The following is a 16,217-nucleotide window of genomic DNA, read 5'->3' on the forward strand; positions in this document are numbered from 1 at the left end:
ATCAGATTATTATGTAACTTACTAAGAATATAAGCCGTTATGAAAAAAAGAAAACCTGGTCTAAAAGCACTTTTTGTGATCACATCCAGTCTGATTGCACTGAGTTTTACAGATCAAAAACCAAGCTTTATTGACACAAGTTTTAGAGCTGCAGAAAAACAATATCAATTTTTAGAACAAGCAGCAGAAAAGCAGCACAAATTTCCACGCACATTGAGTCCTGCAGGAAAACTGGTAGGGACAGACGAATGGGATTGGACCGGCGGTTTCTTTCCAGGGTCACTATGGTATATCTACAACCATACCCATAATAAAGAGACCGAAGCTGCGGCGATCAAATGGACAGAGGCGCTTGAAAAAGCCAAAGACCTTGATCAACATCATGATATTGGTTTTGTGATGTATTGTTCCTATGGCAATGCCATTAAATACCTTAAAGATCCCAAAAAGGTTGCCGCTTACAAGGATATCCTCATCCACTCGGCCAATACTGCGCTTAAACGTTATAATCCGCAGGTGGGCGTCATCAAATCATGGAACGAGAAGAAGTCTTGGGACGGCAAGACCCTATGGAAATATCCAGTCATTATCGACAACATGATGAACCTGGAAATGCTGTGTTATGTGTCCGACTTGACTGGAGATACCAAATATAAGGATGTGGCCATCAGTCATGCCACCCAAACCATGAAAAACCATTTTCGTAAAGACCACAGTACTTACCATGTTGTCGATTACGATGGTAATGGCCATGCTATCCACCAACAAACGAACCAAGGCTATGCCGACAATTCAACCTGGGCACGCGGTCAAGCCTGGGCTATTTATGGATTTACCATGATGTACCGGGAGACCAAAAAACCAGAATTTCTTAAAACGGCAAAAGCGGCGGCAAAGTTTTACATGACCCATCCGAATCTTCCAAAAAATAAAATTCCGTATTGGGATTTTAATGCCGGAAAGCCGGGTTATAAATCGGATGCCGATTTTTCTTCCTTGAAATTAAATTTTGTGCCGCGCGATGCCTCAGCTGCAGCCATTGTTGCTTCTGCACTGATTGAACTCTCAACAATGACCACTGGCACCGAAAGCAAATCCTACTTGACATTTGCTCAGGAAAGCCTGCAAACACTATCAGGAGCCACCTATTTTGCTAAATATGCAAGCAATGGCGGTTTCTTATTGCAGCATAGTGTGGGTAGCTTACCCCATCATTCGGAAATCGATGTTCCGCTGACCTATGCAGATTATTATTATCTGGAAGGTTTGACACGGTTGGAGCAGCTCAAAAAATAAAAATACAAAGGGGAGATATTTAATATCTCCCCTTTGTATTTTTATAAGCTTTCCAATTGAATCTGGATTATTTCTTCCCGATCGCGATTTGGTTACTTACAGTACTCCCTGCGTATTCGCCCTGTGGAAGCGAAACCTCCAGCGATTGATTTACACGAAGCTGTTTATTGACGAGTTGAACCTTCACTGTTTTGGCTCTTTGGAGTGGATCTGCAACATCAAGCTGCATGCTAGTTGTTTCGCGCATACTCAATTGTATGATAGCAGGTTGATCGAGCTTTATAGACCAATTGCCAACTTGGTACGTTCCTGCTTGATAACAAACAATTTGTAGAATCCGGCTCCCTTTATGCTCCACCGCCTGTATATCCGATGTATTCTGCCAAATTTTTAGCTGCTGCATTGCTTTTGTATCAACAGTTTTGGTACCAGGCACAACAATATAAGCATAGCTCGCATTGTTTGGAGCAACAGCATGATCAAACCAAAGCTTGAAGACCTTTCCATGTACAACATCTTTGGAACGGGAACGGTTGATCCGGTACCAGGAACCAACCTGATCTTTGGTTGTCAATCCAACATTCATAGCTGCTGGAAAATAATACAGAACATTGTTATGGGTTATAAAATCGCCTACTTTGACAGATCTCTGTACTGAATCGAGTGCAGACATTTCCTTTCCATTCCAGACAACGGGTCCATTCAGCCAGGTTTGGTTTAAGGTTGTTACCACAGCTTCTGGCGCAGCACAGTGAATCCCAGCCCCCAAACAAACGATTTCCCGATCGAAAAAGAACCAGGCTTTTTGAGCCTTGACCCCGTCGTACTGGACCGACATAGCTGAGGCTCCTGTCTTATCGTTGCTTACGCCGCCTGCAAAGTTATTTGCAGCAAGTGCTCCCCATTGTTCTTTCAATTCCAGGTCGCCCGGATAATCTCGTGTTGTCGTTCCAGGAATTTTATCCCATTCCCATACGGGCATAATATTATAATATTCGGGTCCAAATACCTGAATATTGGTCACACCATCTGACATATTGCGCCCAAGAACGTTTTCTCCATTTCCAGACTCCGATTTATTGGTACGGCTACTGGCCAATCGAACATTAAAGTGGAATTGCTTACGCAGATGAGTCGTGTAGTCTCCTTTCCAGTAATGGCGGTGGACCTCGATATGCTCAGCGTCATAAGGCTGGACGCTATCTAGTTTTGCTAGCGCTTTGTTCCAAATGGTATTTTTGGCGGGATCAATCAACTTCATTTGTTGTAATATGGCGGTCTCCTGTGTTTTTTCCAAGATATTGGGGCGTGAGATCCCGCGACCATGTACATTAAAATCGATATAGCGCGAACGAATAATTGGCAGGTAGGTTTCAGTAAGAAATTGTTCAAAAAGGCCGAGCCTCTTCATGTCTACAGCATAAGGTGTCTCCCGCACATAGGCCATAACTTTTGAGATCCCCTTCAGAAATTCCTCCCCATAGCCTGCAATGTATAATTGAGGGCCATGTTGTAAGTAAGAGAAATCATATTGCAGTCCTTCCTTGCCATTCACGAGCTGTATCGGAAAAAGCAGCTGCTCCATCGCAGCAGCTAAAAGATTTTCATCTTCCAAGATCAATGCACGATAAAAATAGTGCATGGCAATATCACTTTTATTCGCCCCTGTTTTTGTGTAAGGATCGCCACGCTTCATCAGCTCAACAAGTGGAGTCTCTAGTGTAGTAGGAATTTTTTCCTTTCCAAATTTCATCAGGATAAGACAGACACCGATGGCTTTTGGCGAAGCGATCTCGTTATGCCACCAATTTGAAGACTCAAAACGATTATTTGCCCAATATTGTGCGGCAAGCAGGATTTTATCGTAAAGTGATTTTTCCTGATAAGATGCACTTTGTGGAGACACATAGGCAACAATAAGTGTCCTTAACCGATCCAAGTGCTCTCCCGGAGGCCAAAGCGATATTGACTTACTGCTGTAATCGATATCTGCCCAAGTACCGTCAGCACGCAGTTGATTACATAGGCTTAACGTTTTATCTGCATTTGGCAATGGGCCACTTAACTCATCATCGTATACATGCTTTTTAATACGCACAAACGTATCGCTGTTCTGCGCCTTTGCCATAACCAAGGCAAAGGACAATAAAAATAGGATTAGTCCTTTCATCTGTTTTTAGTATTCATTACTTAAGGATATTGTCGTTCTGCGGCTCGTCCGACGACTTCCATCCGGTGTTTCATCAGTTGATTTTGATCATTGTCCAATACAGAGCTTAGCCATTTTGGATTCTCCAGTCCCTTTTCCCATTCCTTCAGTTTATTCAGCATCTCCTTTACACGCTCAGGATACTTCGTGGCTAGATTATGCTGTTCCCGAAGGTCATCCCTAAGATTGAACAATAATATCGGATCATCTTTAACCACAATCAGTTTCCATTCTTTGTGTCGCACAGCACGTGCAATCCCTCGACGCCAGAATAAATAGTCGTGTCCATTTTTCACATCCTTATAGGAAGATAGCAAACTGATGCCATCGATTTGCTGCCCCTGGATGTTCTTCCCTTTTATTGCCTCGATGCTGGTGGGTAAGATATCCATTCCCGATACCATGGCATCTGATGTTATCCCTTTCGGTAGCTTGGCTGGCCATTGCATGATAAGGGGAACCCGGATTCCACCTTCCCATTTCGATCCCTTTAAACCACGCAATTGTCCATTGTCTGCGCCATTATTTGTTGCCGCTCCATTATCATTCATAAAAATGATTAAGGTGTTTTCATAAAGTCCTTCTTGCTTTAAATGTTCAACCAGACGTCCAATATTTTCATCCATATTATCCAGCATAGCCAAGTAAGCACGACGCAATGGATCAGCTACATTTTTATACTTATCAATAGTCTTCAGGGGCGCTTCGACAGGTGTATGCACTGCATTGAAAGCTAAATACATAAAAAAGGGCTGGCTTCGATACTGTTGAATATACGCAATTGCTTTATTGGTCAATGTTTCAGTCAAATAATGAATTGAGTCTTCGGGGACTATACGTCGATCGTCATAAAGCAGCTGCGTTGGCTTCACGGCACCATGGATTGGGAAGTAAGGCCGGTCACCACCGATAAAACCATAGAAATGGTCAAACCCACGTTTCAATGGATTAAATTGTGGACCATCCCCTTGATGCCATTTGCCAATCGCTACAGTTTTATAGCCGTTATACTTCATGAAGTCAGCAATGGTGGCTACCTGCGTATCCATTCCGATATCTTCAGGTGCGACACCCGCAGTGGGACGTTTCGAAATATTATGTTCAAAACCAAAGCGCTGCTGGTAGCGGCCAGAAAGTAAGCCCGCCCGAGAAGGAGCGCATACTGAAGCTGAGGCATAGGCCGACTGAAAACGTACGCCATTTTTCGCAAGTGCATCAATATTGGGGGTATAGACCTCCCTACCGCCGTAACAACCAAAATCATCATAACCTCCATCGTCGCTCAGGATGACAATAACGTTAGGATGTTGCTGTCCGAATACAGAAATCCCAAACCTAAAGAGTATATTCACAAGAGTTAATATACTATAGCAAGTAAATCGGTAGATCATAACATTAGATTTATCCTTAAATGTATCGTTAAATGTATAGGATTTTTTGTTAAAAAACCGCAAACGATTTCGTTAGGCTATTTTTAGACGATTAAAAATAAAGGTCAGAGATGAAAACAGATGAAAAAAAATTGGTCTGTACACTTGCTCATTTTTTGGTCAGTGATTCGGATGGCACTGCATTAAGCTCGTTTTTGTGTTCATTGACCTATCACCCCAGTACCATTAGAACCGAACTCGTTCAATTGTTGAACAAATGGCAAAACAAAGCAGCTGGAACAGTATTTCCCGGGGAGGACCTCTGGACAGATTTTAAGCAACTTGTGGGAAGCAATCCCGATCTTGGCGTGGCTGTGGTTGATGGCTGTAGCATCAACGATATTGCAAGTTTTTACGAAGAAATCAATGCCGTCTACATGTCCAGCGAAAGCTGGAAGATAGGAAGCCTAGATGGCTTTGACGATTTGCTTTACGGTGGATTTGGTAACTTTAAAGATGCTGTTTCACATTGCATTGTTTGGAAGGATATTGCACACAGCAGGGCATCATTGGGCGTTGAAACAACTTTGGCCTATTATAGAGGGAAACTTGGAGCAGAATCACCATTCAATCAAACGCATTTTCAAAAGAAACTAGATGAGCTAAAAGCTGGTCGTGGAGAAACCTATTTTGACATTGTTGCCGATATCATCCAATCGCACCGCAAAGTAATCTGGATTTACAACGGGTATCCTCAGCACAAATCGGTATATTTATAATAACTAAACTTAACATATGAAGCATCTTATCCGCCTAGTTTTCCTGCTCCTATTCTTCCAACAAGTTGCACAGGCCAGTGAGCGACTTAAAGTTGCTGTTGCGGGGCTCAACCATGACCACGTATTCTTGCTTTTAAATTTATATAAGGATAAAAAAGTCGATATTATCGGTATTGCCGAACCGAATCAAACCTTATCAAACAAAATACGAACGCAGTATAATTTACCTGACACAATCTTCTACCATGACTTACCAAGCTTATTGAAACATGTCAAACCGGATGCGGTACTCGCCTACAATCCAACCGATGAGCATATCCTCGTCGCAGAGACCTGTCTCCCGCTTAAGATCCCTGTAATGGTAGAGAAGCCTCTTGCTACGACTCTTTCTGACGCAAAACGTATTGCATTTTTGTCCAAACAGTTCGCAACACCCTTTTTGGTAAATTACGAAACGACCTGGTATAAAAGTAATCAACAGTTGAAGCAGTTGGTCGACAAGGGTGAAATTGGAAAAATCACACGTATACTTGTAAAAGACGGTCACGAAGGACCTAAAGAAATCGGCTGCAGCAATTACTTCCTCGACTGGCTTACTGATCCGAAAAAAAATGGTGGCGGTGCAGTGATGGATTTTGGCTGTTATGGCGCCAATCTGATGACCTGGCTCAAAAATGGAGAAAGGCCAATTTCAGTGACAGCCTTTACACAACAGCTCAAGCCAGAGGTTTATCCAAAGGTAGACGACAATGCCACCATCATACTAAGCTACCGTGACGGCAGCACGGGCATTATTCAAGCTTCTTGGGCTTGGCCATACAGTGTTAAAGATCTGCAGGTTTTTGGCACAAAAGCTCAGCTCTACGCTAAAAATGATAAAGAGCTTCTAAAATACAAACAGCAGAATGATCCACCTACACATATACCGACTACGGTCCCCTATTTTGAGAACCATATTGCCTATCTCGAACAGGTTCTGAAAGATGCTATGGCTCCAGAAAATGATCTCGGATCGATCAATAATAATGTCACTGTGGTCGAAATCCTGGAAGCGGCAAAACGCTCGGCTAAAGAAGGAAAGTCCATTATTTTAAAATAAAAAAGGTCCGTAGCTTGCAATGCTGCGGACCTTTTTCATGCCTTCCCATAAGCCATAGACAAAGCCGATCTGCTCAGTTAATAGATTAGCAATCGGCCTAGTTAGTTGGCTAAGGGTCTAAGGGTTCATCAGGATCGATCGTATAGGCCTCTTCTTTTGCCTTGAACTCGATGATCACATCTGAAATTCGTTTACCCAATGTATAGGGAATATACCCCAATTCACGCATACAACGATCGCCCATCTTTTCCACCGCATCAATGTGCACTTTACTACTGTTAACGATGGCGTATTTATCTTTCGGAAAACCATAATTTAACAGGATACGTGCTGTATTACGCAAATTTGTGGTCGTATGTCTCGCATGTGGATCAATCAATATTGCCGCTTCAGGTACTCCCATAATCTCGATCAGATACTTTTTCATTTCTATTGCCTCAATAAAGCGAGTCTTATAGGGATGTACTTTACCGCCAGACAACACAATAAAAGGGGCCAATTTTTCAAAGTAGCTTCGGGCTGCCATCCGCGCACGTAACATTCCACCTGGACTAATAGGCTGTCCATACACCTCGGGGCCTGCACCTAAGGTCAGCAACAGACTATAGGGATAGCTTGCGAAATCGGTATTTTTGACCGCTTCGTAAGCTTTCTTGTTTTCGAGTTCAATCAGCGGTTCTAGTTGTGCCGCGTCCCATCGCTCATTAATTTCCAACAAGCGTACAGCAGTCATCATGGTCAAAAAAAATGCCGTTTTATGTGTTGGAATATCCTTGCGGACGTCTTGGCGAACATCGTCCAAAAGATGAAGGTAGGCCGCACGTTTTACATCGAAAGAGATCGAATCTATTTTGGGGTAATTGGGACTTTTACCTCCGCCATAGACGTCCACCACATAATTCATTGCCTTTAAATCCTGTTTCAAGGCTTTCGTAAAATAGGCCTTTGCCGTTTCATGATGCAACACACCATAGGTCATTGATGGAATAAGACTAGCCTGAACAAGCTGGTCCAATTTCTTGTTATGCCCAATTTGCTCCGCCAGCTGCTCTGCCAACAGGTCAATTTCGTTCTCCTGCCATTTGAAGGCATTCAAATAGCACATGAGATCGGGACAACTGGCGCTGTTGTTAAAACGTTCGAACCGTTTTTCCAACACCTGTGCTATCGGCTTGGAGCCCACGAGCTCCTGTATAAGGGCAGGATCTTTTAAGAGCAAATAGGATGCATAATAATTCTTCTTGATCAGCCAATCCTGTGGACCGTCAGGCATATTGTTTACTTGACCTTTGGAAATATGCAGGCAGCATATTCCCAAGGTAAGTAACAAGATCTTTCTGATATTTTTTATCATATCTATTCCATTGCAGATTAATAACCAGGATTTTGATACATACGTACCGGATCCAGCTTATATTCATCAAAAGGAATTGGATAGTATCGATCTTTTGTCGAGATATTGGAGATTTTAGCATTTCCATAATCAGCCTGGCTCTTCGTTTTGAAATAAGTCACCAGTTCTTGTGCATTATAATTACGGATCAAATCAAACCAACGTTGGTTTTCAAATGCCAGTTCTACACGGCGTTCATGCAATATGGCCTCCTTTAAGGTTGGATATTTACTACGATAGGTAGTATTTAGCATTGAAGTAGCATACGAAGGCAATCCAGCACGTTCACGTACCTGATCCAAAAGCGCGATAGCTTCCGCATCTTTACCCAAGTGATATTTTGCTTCTGCCAACAACAGCATCACATCGGCGTAACGGATCAAGATCCAGTCGTTTCCGCCCCAACCATTGGTACCTGCAGCGTCACTGTTATCTCTAAATTTGGTTACAAACCAATCGTTAACTTGCGTATTGGCGGCAAACTTTACCGAGAAGCCTTTTCGGATATCGTCTTGCTCGTAATCTTTAATCAAATCTAGTTTCGCAACTTCGCCAGCACCTGTAGAGTTATAGCGTGAGTTGATGGTCTCCCCTCTCGCCTGGTAATTACGGGCAATACTCGAGCTATAGTTTTGGTCACCTTGTTTGTACTGAATCTGAAAAACAAGTTCTTTACAGCTATTTTTCTTGGTCACATCGAAAACATCCGCATAGGGGATTTCGTTCAGTTTACCAAAAGTTCGCATTTGGTAGGCCGCATTAAGGTACTGTTCTGCCTTCGCAAAATTTTCTGCACTCCCCGACGTCTGCGTTGCTCCCAACGTTAAGTATACTTGTCCCAAAATTGCATTAATAGCCGATTTAGATGCTCTGCCAATGACGTAATCTTTCTGTGTATTGGGAAGATTGCTGGACAATGCCTCTGTCAAATCCTTAATGATCTGTTCGTACACAACCGACTCTTTTTGCCGAAAAGCCAATTCATTTGCTTGCTCTTTACTGGTCACCTGTACCGTAGATAATGGAATATCTCCGAATTTACGCACCATATGGAAATATAATAATGCACGAACGAATTTCGCTTCCGCAATATAACGTCCTTTTAATTCTGCACTCGTAAAGGTCACATCGTCGACATGTGACAGAACCACATTACAGCGGCTGATTGCCGCATACATAGCCGACCAATGCGTCTTTAGATAGGTATTACTTGGCAGCAACGAAAAGTCATTGAATTGGAATGGCTCGCCGGCGTTGGATTGGTTATCATTACGTCCACTATTATCCGAACGTTCCTCATTATACAATGTACTGGATTCTCCGATCGTACTTCCCGAACGAAGGGACTGGTAAAGACCGTTAACCGCCAAGAGCACATCATTTTCTGACTTGAAGTAATCATCAATCGTAACGGCGTTGGGATTTTTCTGATTTAAAAAATCTTTGGTACATGAAGACAATGCCAACAAAACAAAGGGTAATATATATCTTTTTTTCATCCTGTTATTTTTTTATTTTTCATCAGCCCACGGAACTACAAAGAGCAGTCTGTAGGACTATTTTACAATACTGGAGCTTAACACGGGGCTTTCCTTGATATTCCTACGCACAACAGCTCCTCGATCCTGCTATTAGAACGTTACTTTCACACCAAGGTTATATGATCTCACCAATGGATAAAGCCCATAATCCACACCTGGAGTCAGGTTGCCGCGTTGATTATAATCGGGTTCCGGATTGTAGCCTTTGTATTTAGAAATCGTAAATGGATTGTCCATGGTCGCGTAGACCCTTACCCCAGAAAGTGTTAATTTTTCTGCTAGGCTTTTGGGAAGATTATAACCCAAGGCAATATTTGTCATACGCAAGAATGAACCGTCCTGCAGATAAAAATCGGAAAGACGTGTACTGTTACTTTGCGTACCGCCACGCGATGCACGGTAGACTTTACCATTTCCCGGATTTTGAGCCGAACGGTAGCGTTGTGCGACATCCGCATATTGGTTACCGGAACCTTCCATATTGTAGAGGTAATAATCATAGCCATCCAGCACTTTATTCCCTTGGGAGCCATTAAATGATGCCCGTAGATCAAATGCCTTATAGCGTGCGTTAACGGCAAAGCCATAGGTAAAATTAGGATGCGGATTGCCGATCACACGTTTATCGGCATCATTGACGATACCATTGCCATCTACATCTTCAAAATAAAGATCTCCTGGTTGCAGTGGGGTTGTTGAAGCCGCAGAAGGTGCGACAGTTTTATAGTTTTCCTCTGTTGCAACACCCAGAACTTTAAAACCATAGAACATACCAATTGGACTTCCTTCTTGTGTAATATGCGTTAAGTAGGAGCGTTCAGCACCATTCGTCAGAATGGTAGAAGCCCCACCAAGATCGAGCACTTTATTTCTGTTGACATTGATATTCCCACTGAATCCTAATTCAAATTCATTTTTGCGAATCAGTGTTGCATCAATCTGTAGATCAAAACCTTTATTCTGCACCTTCGAATTTGGCAGATTGGTCAGGATCGTTGTTGATCCAGATACAGCGGAGAGTGGCTGGTTGAATAATAAATTGAAGGAACGGCTCAGGTAAAAGTTGGTCATAATGTTGAGGCGGCCTTTCAACAAACCGAGATCAAGACCGGCGTTGTATTGCGAAGTTGTTTCCCAGCTCAATTTTGGATCGAGTAGATTGCCAGCCGTATAAGAGGTTTCTACTTTATCCCCAAGGATCACACCTGCTGGTGAGTTGATCACGGATATCGCATTGTAATCACCAATATTATTATTTCCACTACGTCCCCAGCTCGCTCTTAGTTTGACTGTCGATTGTTGCCCTAACCAATCCGTATAAAACTCCTCCTTGGAGAGGGTCCACCCGGCTGAAACCGATGGGAAAGTTCCCCATTTACTGTTCGGTCCAAAGCGTGACGAACCGTCAGTACGAATGGATGCCGAAAGGAAATATTTCGAATCGAAGCTGTAATTTACGCGGCTGAAATAAGACTGGAGCGTTGTCGTACGTTTGAACGTATCGTCTTTTAGCAATTGGAAATTAGAAGGATCCGCTCCTTTATCTGTAATTTCCCCAATTGCATTATTATTAAAACCGTTGGCTCTCACACCTTGATAATCATAATCTGTTCGTTGCGCCGAATAGCCCAATAAAGCGGATACCTGATGTTTACCACCAAAGGTCTTGTTATAGTTTAACGTTGTTTCCAGCAATTTGTCCAATTCATTTTTTGTCTTGGCATCTGCATAGGCAGCAGAAATTGCCTGCGGTGAAAACGGTTTGTTGTTTCCATCGGATATACTTGTCGGACGGAAATAATCATACTTCTCGTCATAAGTAGACAGTCCACCGTTTACTTTTAGATTTAGGCCATCCATAATGGAAAAATCTGCAAAGGCGTTATATACCCCTCTCTTTCCACGACGGTTGTTTTTAATCTCAGTAACATAAGCCAGTGGGTTTTCAGGGTTCTGGATACCGTAATTATTCGCCGAAAGATCGGCCATCAGGTATTTGGCATAGGTTCCATCTTCATTATAAACCGGCAGTGTCGGCAGATAGATTAAAGCCGCCATAGACGGACTTCTGTCGTAACGGCCTGTCGTCACCTCGTTATTGTCGTTATATGTAAACGATACGTTTGCGCCGACGGTCAACCTCTTGCTTACTTTGCTATCGATATTGGCACGAAAATTAAAGACTTTTTGATCCGTCCCCAGCATGATCCCTTGTTGATTCTGATAAGATCCACTTAGGAAATAGCGATTTTTTTCGTTACCGCCATACGTAGAGAGATTATGACGTTGGAAAGAAGCATTACGGTATAAGGCATCCTGCCAATCCGTATCATATTTCGCTTTTTTTGCGGTACCGGACGCAAAGTCATAGTAGTCTTCAGGAATACTTACTGAACCGGCATTTCCGACATTGGCGATACGCGTTTTATTATCATCAAAGCGTCTACTATCGCTCCAAGCGATCCCTTTCGTAGCCAGAAGGTCTTTATAGGAATTGTTACGACCATCAATCAAGAGATCAATAAACTGTTCCGAATTTAAAACATCGATTTTCTTGGAAAGCTGACCAAAGCCGCCCAATACTTCGTAGTCCACATTACTTTTACCTTCCTTGCCACGCTTGGTTGTAATCAATACAACACCACCAGCGCCACGGGACCCATAGATCGCAGCAGAAGCGGCATCCTTTAAAACATCGATAGACTCAATATCATTGGGGTTGATATTGAGATTGTTCCCTGCTGGATAACCATCAATAACGTACAATGGATCCGAACCAGCATTGATCGATCCCATTCCGCGAACACGCATTTTGGTCCCATCGTATGGAGCACCACTTGTTTGCATCACCTGTACACCTGCTACTTTACCAACCAACGCCTGGGATAATTTTGGTGCGCTCAAATTGAGTTCCTCGGCCTTAACACTGGCAATAGCACCAGTGACATCCGACTTTCTGATCCGCTGGTATCCGATAGAGATGGTCACCTCTTCCAGTGTGTTCTCATCAGTCTGTAGGGAAAATATCTGCCCATTGGATTGGGTAACAGCTTGCACAAGTCTGCTATACCCAATAAAGGAAATACTCAGGTTATCGCCCATTTCGGCTTCGATCTGAAAATTTCCTTTTTCGTCAGACTGAACAGATTTTTTACTTTTCAAATTTTGAACAGTTGCTCCGGCGACAGCATTTCCTTGGGCGTCGACGACACGGCCTTTGACCATCCCCTGTACATGCGTAAATTGGGACGTGGTTAGTGTGAACGATTTGGCTTGAACAGCGGGTGAGCTCGCTGCAATGGCACATAACAACCAAAAGACATTGTTGGCTTTAAATTTCATAAGTAGCGCATTTGATTTATGGTTACAAGATTACAAATGCTATATGAAGGCAGGGTCAATAAAACATTAACAGTTTTTAACTAAACCGAGTTAGCATGTCATGAAAGCTTAACAAAAGGATAACAATACACCTAAGATTTATTTCCTAAGATTCCTGCTAACAAAGCTATAAATCAATAAAATCAGAAGATATAAAGTAGCAGAAAAAAGAATATTGCCGATCAATTTTAGAGGTTCAAATTCATGGTATCCAACCTGCTCATTAAGATCTGGGCTATAGCCGCTTCCTTCCCTATAAAATGTCCAGGGAAATCCTATTGTCAAGTTGCCGTCAACGTCAAGTTGATTATGATAGAAACAAGCTGTCAAAATAGCAAAAACACCAATAGTACCAATAAAAACTTTACATAATACTGGTACTAATGATGTTTTTCGTTGTTCAGGTTTTGCATGCATGATTAAATATAGCAATTCATTTTGATTGCATGTTATAATCACTATCGTTAGCCAATTAATGACGAGTTAGGTTTAAACATTTTGATCGTCGTATTTTACAAGGTTGATCAAACTTAACATAAAGTTACGCTATATCGTCCCCTTCATCTTCTTTCATAATACTATGAATACGATCCTCTAAAACTTTTTTGTGCCAGGCATCCAACAGTAGTCTTGTATTTCCGATCAGATCATCTCCACCAGTCTCCATCATTTTCACCCACTCTTCTGCAAATTCCCTATATTCAACAATACTGTTTTCGGACTGTGTATATTGGATCAAATATTCCATCGCAAATAGATTAGCCCAGCGATTGGGTTGTATTGGATCACACATATACTCTGCAATGTCAATTTTATCAATAAATTCCTGTACAACTTCTTCCGGTGTGAAATTGAACAGATCGCAGAACTGTTTAAATGCTGTTGTCAATTTAATATTTTCGAATGTTTCCATTATTTATTTAATTTAAGAAGTCATCATTTTTTTTATCCTAGTTACCTCTATTTAACCGCTGTAAGATTACGCCATCTTCATCAAAAGACAGGTTGTTTCCCAAACTTTCCAAAGGTTGTTTATAACTCAAATTAGTCCTCCTTAGTTTCCAAAAGATTATCTAGCCAGACGTGATAAAGTGCAACTCTTTGATCAAGATCCCGATAGAAAAAATAGCGTTTATTGAGTTCCTGCAAATCCATTATAAATCGTTTAAAAAAAGATGTATTACGATATTCCCAATCAATAAGGCCGCCATAACCGTCAAGGACACGATGAATAAATCCCAAAACTGGATTATAAGTCGCTTTATCGAGGTGCATTGCTGCTAAAAAATCAGGTGTTGATGCCTGCAGCATCATGGTATTGATATAATGCGATGGATGAACGGAATTCATAATGCAAGTCAGCAGAAAATCCTTACTCAATTTAAAGTATATGTTTTCATCTAAATAAATTCGATCTTTAAGCATTACCTTTTTAGCAAAAAGATCATAAAGCTGCGCAGTAATAATACGCCCTCTATTTCTGCGTTCGCCGGTACTATAATTTCTATTGACTGCTAATTTTACCTGACGTCGCAATAATTTTATCCCAACATCCCTGTCATTATCTTTGAATTCGATCTTCAAACGATTATGGTCTTTAGGAATTTTATCGTTGATAAAACGTATAGCCCTAGTCACAATATTATAGCTCGAATTATCTTTAAAATTCTGATCTATAAAAGAGTAATGATCTAGAAACAATTGAATAAAAGCTGGCACAGCGATACCAAAAAGCTCACATATTAACCGAAAATTTCGTGGTACCTTTAAAGGTACTCCAATTATATCTTCCATATTTTTTAATATTTTTTATTTATGTGCGATATAGCGGAAGCCAAAACTCTTGGCTTTAGTTTTCCGCAGCGGTGCACTCCCTTTCTTTCCTACGAACACGCCAATTTCATGCATCAAGCTTTTTATGCAAATTTTTTCTCCCAGATACTTTTCCGCATAACGCCATAGTTCAAGCGGTGTTCTATATTTCTTAAAATAATCCATCTCGATAAGCTTACCCAAAACGATTTCCACTACCATGCAATCGCATGCGAACTGTTCAGCTTGGGCTGAATCTTCTACCCTGATTTCCTCCATTAATTGAAAAAAAGTCATAGTTTCAACGGAATTGATAAAATATTCCATTTGATAATATCGAATAGCCTTTTCTTCCCAAATCGTCAACTCAAACTGATAGCTAGATTTATTGTCAAATCTACTGATATCTATACCCCTACGATTAAATACCCAACTGAGATGCACCATAACTTCAAGATTTCCGGCTGGGATTTTAAGTTCTTCCATTTCCTTAACATAGGTTTGCTCTTGTCCCATTAAGAAAGCCATTTCTTCACGGGTAAAACCGCAGCTGATCCGATTTAATATCAGGAGATAAATAATACCCGCATAGTACATGGAAAATTCTGCGCGAAATCTCTCTCTGCCAATATCATTAATTAAATTTTGCATGCTCCTCCTTTCTATCAACAGGATAAAAAGAATACCTTCCTTCCACATTTCTGACGACCAACCTGTTTTGCTGAATGAGTCCATACAGCACATTTTTCAAATGCCTTGGATAAATCTGGAGATGAACCTGTCCCGTTTCCTTAACTTTCCGAAACAGTTGCCAAGGAGCTGCACCATGCCCAAAGAACTCCAGATCCAATAGCCCTTCAATCTTTTGGCGCACATGTAACATCGCATCCGATTCAAGCTGGACATCTTTTTCAGCTTTCCATTCCTCAAATTGCAATGCAATTGAAGACTTTTTTTGCGAGACAAACCGCCAAGGAATTTCGATAGAATAATGCCACCTGACCTCGTCCTCTTCAATATGAAGACGGACGAGACGTTCTTCGGTAACTTCATATCTTTCGCGATTGAATTCCATCGGTTCAATGCATGAGCTCATGTATATTCGATCCAGCAAGATCGATTCCTGGGTCAAAAAACTTCGTACCTGATACATTTTTTCAAAGTCTAAATATGCATGATCAGGTCTACCAACCAAGAACGACAGTTCTTCAGGTCTCCAGCCCTTTTCTATTCTCCGTTTTAGATAGGTGTACCATAGTTGAAAATCGTGCGAAAACATCATTCCCCCATAGGATGCTTTTTGTGGAGATACTTTTTTGATCATTATAGTGTACAAT

13 protein-coding genes are annotated in these 16,217 nt (G+C 41.6%); 3 read left to right on the plus strand and 10 right to left on the minus strand.

The genetic code is table 11. From position 1 onward, the window contains the following. The first annotated feature begins 39 nt into the window (after window positions 1–39). The gene (locus IQ31_RS17355; protein WP_145328886.1) at window positions 40–1,296 is read left to right on the plus strand and encodes a glycoside hydrolase family 88 protein; all 1,257 of its coding nucleotides are present in this window, start codon (window positions 40–42) and stop codon (window positions 1,294–1,296) included. 67 nt (window positions 1,297–1,363) lie between these two features. Here the strand turns inward: IQ31_RS17355 and IQ31_RS17360 are convergent, their stop codons facing one another. Together IQ31_RS17360 and IQ31_RS17365 are read right to left on the minus strand one after the other, a co-directional pair. Next, complete coding sequence (locus tag IQ31_RS17360; RefSeq protein WP_075991014.1) at window positions 1,364–3,466, minus strand: polysaccharide lyase 8 family protein; 2,103 nt, start codon at window positions 3,464–3,466, stop codon at window positions 1,364–1,366. A gap of 20 nt (window positions 3,467–3,486) precedes the next feature. Further along, entirely contained in the window at window positions 3,487–4,896 is a 1,410-nt protein-coding gene (locus tag IQ31_RS17365) for a sulfatase-like hydrolase/transferase (protein WP_145328888.1), read from the minus strand. Between the two features lie 110 nt (window positions 4,897–5,006). On the opposite strand from IQ31_RS17365, the gene IQ31_RS27945 reads away from it, so the two are divergent. Together IQ31_RS27945 and IQ31_RS17375 are read left to right on the plus strand one after the other, a co-directional pair. Continuing rightward, window positions 5,007–5,654 (plus strand): barstar family protein, encoded by a 648-nt coding sequence (locus tag IQ31_RS27945; RefSeq protein ID WP_244294519.1) that lies wholly within the window; start codon window positions 5,007–5,009, stop codon window positions 5,652–5,654. Between the two features lie 16 nt (window positions 5,655–5,670). Beyond that, a complete protein-coding gene (locus IQ31_RS17375; RefSeq protein WP_145328890.1) occupies window positions 5,671–6,753 on the plus strand; it encodes a Gfo/Idh/MocA family protein in 1,083 nt (360 codons plus the stop codon). 109 nt (window positions 6,754–6,862) lie between these two features. On the opposite strand, the gene IQ31_RS17380 is transcribed toward IQ31_RS17375, so the two are convergent. The 8 genes from IQ31_RS17380 to IQ31_RS17415 all read right to left on the minus strand — a co-directional run bounded on the left by IQ31_RS17380 (window position 6,863) and on the right by IQ31_RS17415 (window position 16,204). Continuing rightward, window positions 6,863–8,107 (minus strand): YdcF family protein, encoded by a 1,245-nt coding sequence (locus IQ31_RS17380; protein ID WP_244294520.1) that lies wholly within the window; start codon window positions 8,105–8,107, stop codon window positions 6,863–6,865. A 17-nt stretch (window positions 8,108–8,124) separates the two neighbouring features. Further along, window positions 8,125–9,645, minus strand: coding sequence for a RagB/SusD family nutrient uptake outer membrane protein (locus IQ31_RS17385; protein ID WP_145328892.1), 1,521 nt, complete (start codon window positions 9,643–9,645; stop codon window positions 8,125–8,127). A 132-nt stretch (window positions 9,646–9,777) separates the two neighbouring features. Next, window positions 9,778–13,029 carry a SusC/RagA family TonB-linked outer membrane protein gene (locus tag IQ31_RS17390; protein ID WP_145328894.1) on the minus strand — a complete coding sequence of 1,084 codons (3,252 nt, stop codon included), beginning with the start codon at window positions 13,027–13,029 and terminating at the stop codon, window positions 9,778–9,780. A 138-nt stretch (window positions 13,030–13,167) separates the two neighbouring features. Next, complete coding sequence (locus IQ31_RS17395) at window positions 13,168–13,485, minus strand: hypothetical protein (protein ID WP_075991010.1); 318 nt, start codon at window positions 13,483–13,485, stop codon at window positions 13,168–13,170. Between the two features lie 124 nt (window positions 13,486–13,609). Continuing rightward, on the minus strand, window positions 13,610–13,981 hold the full coding sequence (locus IQ31_RS17400; protein WP_075991009.1) for a hypothetical protein: 372 nt from the start codon (window positions 13,979–13,981) through the stop codon (window positions 13,610–13,612). Window positions 13,982–14,112: 131 nt separating this feature from the next. After that, on the minus strand, window positions 14,113–14,862 hold the full coding sequence (locus IQ31_RS17405; protein ID WP_075991008.1) for a hypothetical protein: 750 nt from the start codon (window positions 14,860–14,862) through the stop codon (window positions 14,113–14,115). 15 nt (window positions 14,863–14,877) lie between these two features. After that, on the minus strand, window positions 14,878–15,531 hold the full coding sequence (locus tag IQ31_RS17410; protein ID WP_075991007.1) for a hypothetical protein: 654 nt from the start codon (window positions 15,529–15,531) through the stop codon (window positions 14,878–14,880). Then, complete coding sequence (locus IQ31_RS17415) at window positions 15,515–16,204, minus strand: hypothetical protein (RefSeq protein WP_145328896.1); 690 nt, start codon at window positions 16,202–16,204, stop codon at window positions 15,515–15,517. The genes IQ31_RS17410 and IQ31_RS17415 overlap by 17 nt, the downstream gene beginning before the upstream one ends. Window positions 16,205–16,217: the final 13 nt, after the last annotated feature.

Origin of the sequence: Sphingobacterium siyangense (genome assembly GCF_007830445.1) — a bacterium.
GTDB lineage: Bacteria > Bacteroidota > Bacteroidia > Sphingobacteriales > Sphingobacteriaceae > Sphingobacterium > Sphingobacterium siyangense.

Coding starts and splice junctions, on each gene's coding strand:
- IQ31_RS17355 (WP_145328886.1), top strand. CDS start 40: ATGAAAAAAAGAAAACCTGGTCTAAAAGCACTTTTTGTGATCACATCC.
- IQ31_RS17360 (WP_075991014.1), bottom strand. CDS start 3,466: ATGAAAGGACTAATCCTATTTTTATTGTCCTTTGCCTTGGTTATGGCA.
- IQ31_RS17365 (WP_145328888.1), bottom strand. CDS start 4,896: ATGATCTACCGATTTACTTGCTATAGTATATTAACTCTTGTGAATATA.
- IQ31_RS27945 (WP_244294519.1), top strand. CDS start 5,007: ATGAAAACAGATGAAAAAAAATTGGTCTGTACACTTGCTCATTTTTTG.
- IQ31_RS17375 (WP_145328890.1), top strand. CDS start 5,671: ATGAAGCATCTTATCCGCCTAGTTTTCCTGCTCCTATTCTTCCAACAA.
- IQ31_RS17380 (WP_244294520.1), bottom strand. CDS start 8,107: ATGATAAAAAATATCAGAAAGATCTTGTTACTTACCTTGGGAATATGC.
- IQ31_RS17385 (WP_145328892.1), bottom strand. CDS start 9,645: ATGAAAAAAAGATATATATTACCCTTTGTTTTGTTGGCATTGTCTTCA.
- IQ31_RS17390 (WP_145328894.1), bottom strand. CDS start 13,029: ATGAAATTTAAAGCCAACAATGTCTTTTGGTTGTTATGTGCCATTGCA.
- IQ31_RS17395 (WP_075991010.1), bottom strand. CDS start 13,485: ATGCATGCAAAACCTGAACAACGAAAAACATCATTAGTACCAGTATTA.
- IQ31_RS17400 (WP_075991009.1), bottom strand. CDS start 13,981: ATGGAAACATTCGAAAATATTAAATTGACAACAGCATTTAAACAGTTC.
- IQ31_RS17405 (WP_075991008.1), bottom strand. CDS start 14,862: ATGGAAGATATAATTGGAGTACCTTTAAAGGTACCACGAAATTTTCGG.
- IQ31_RS17410 (WP_075991007.1), bottom strand. CDS start 15,531: ATGCAAAATTTAATTAATGATATTGGCAGAGAGAGATTTCGCGCAGAA.
- IQ31_RS17415 (WP_145328896.1), bottom strand. CDS start 16,204: ATGATCAAAAAAGTATCTCCACAAAAAGCATCCTATGGGGGAATGATG.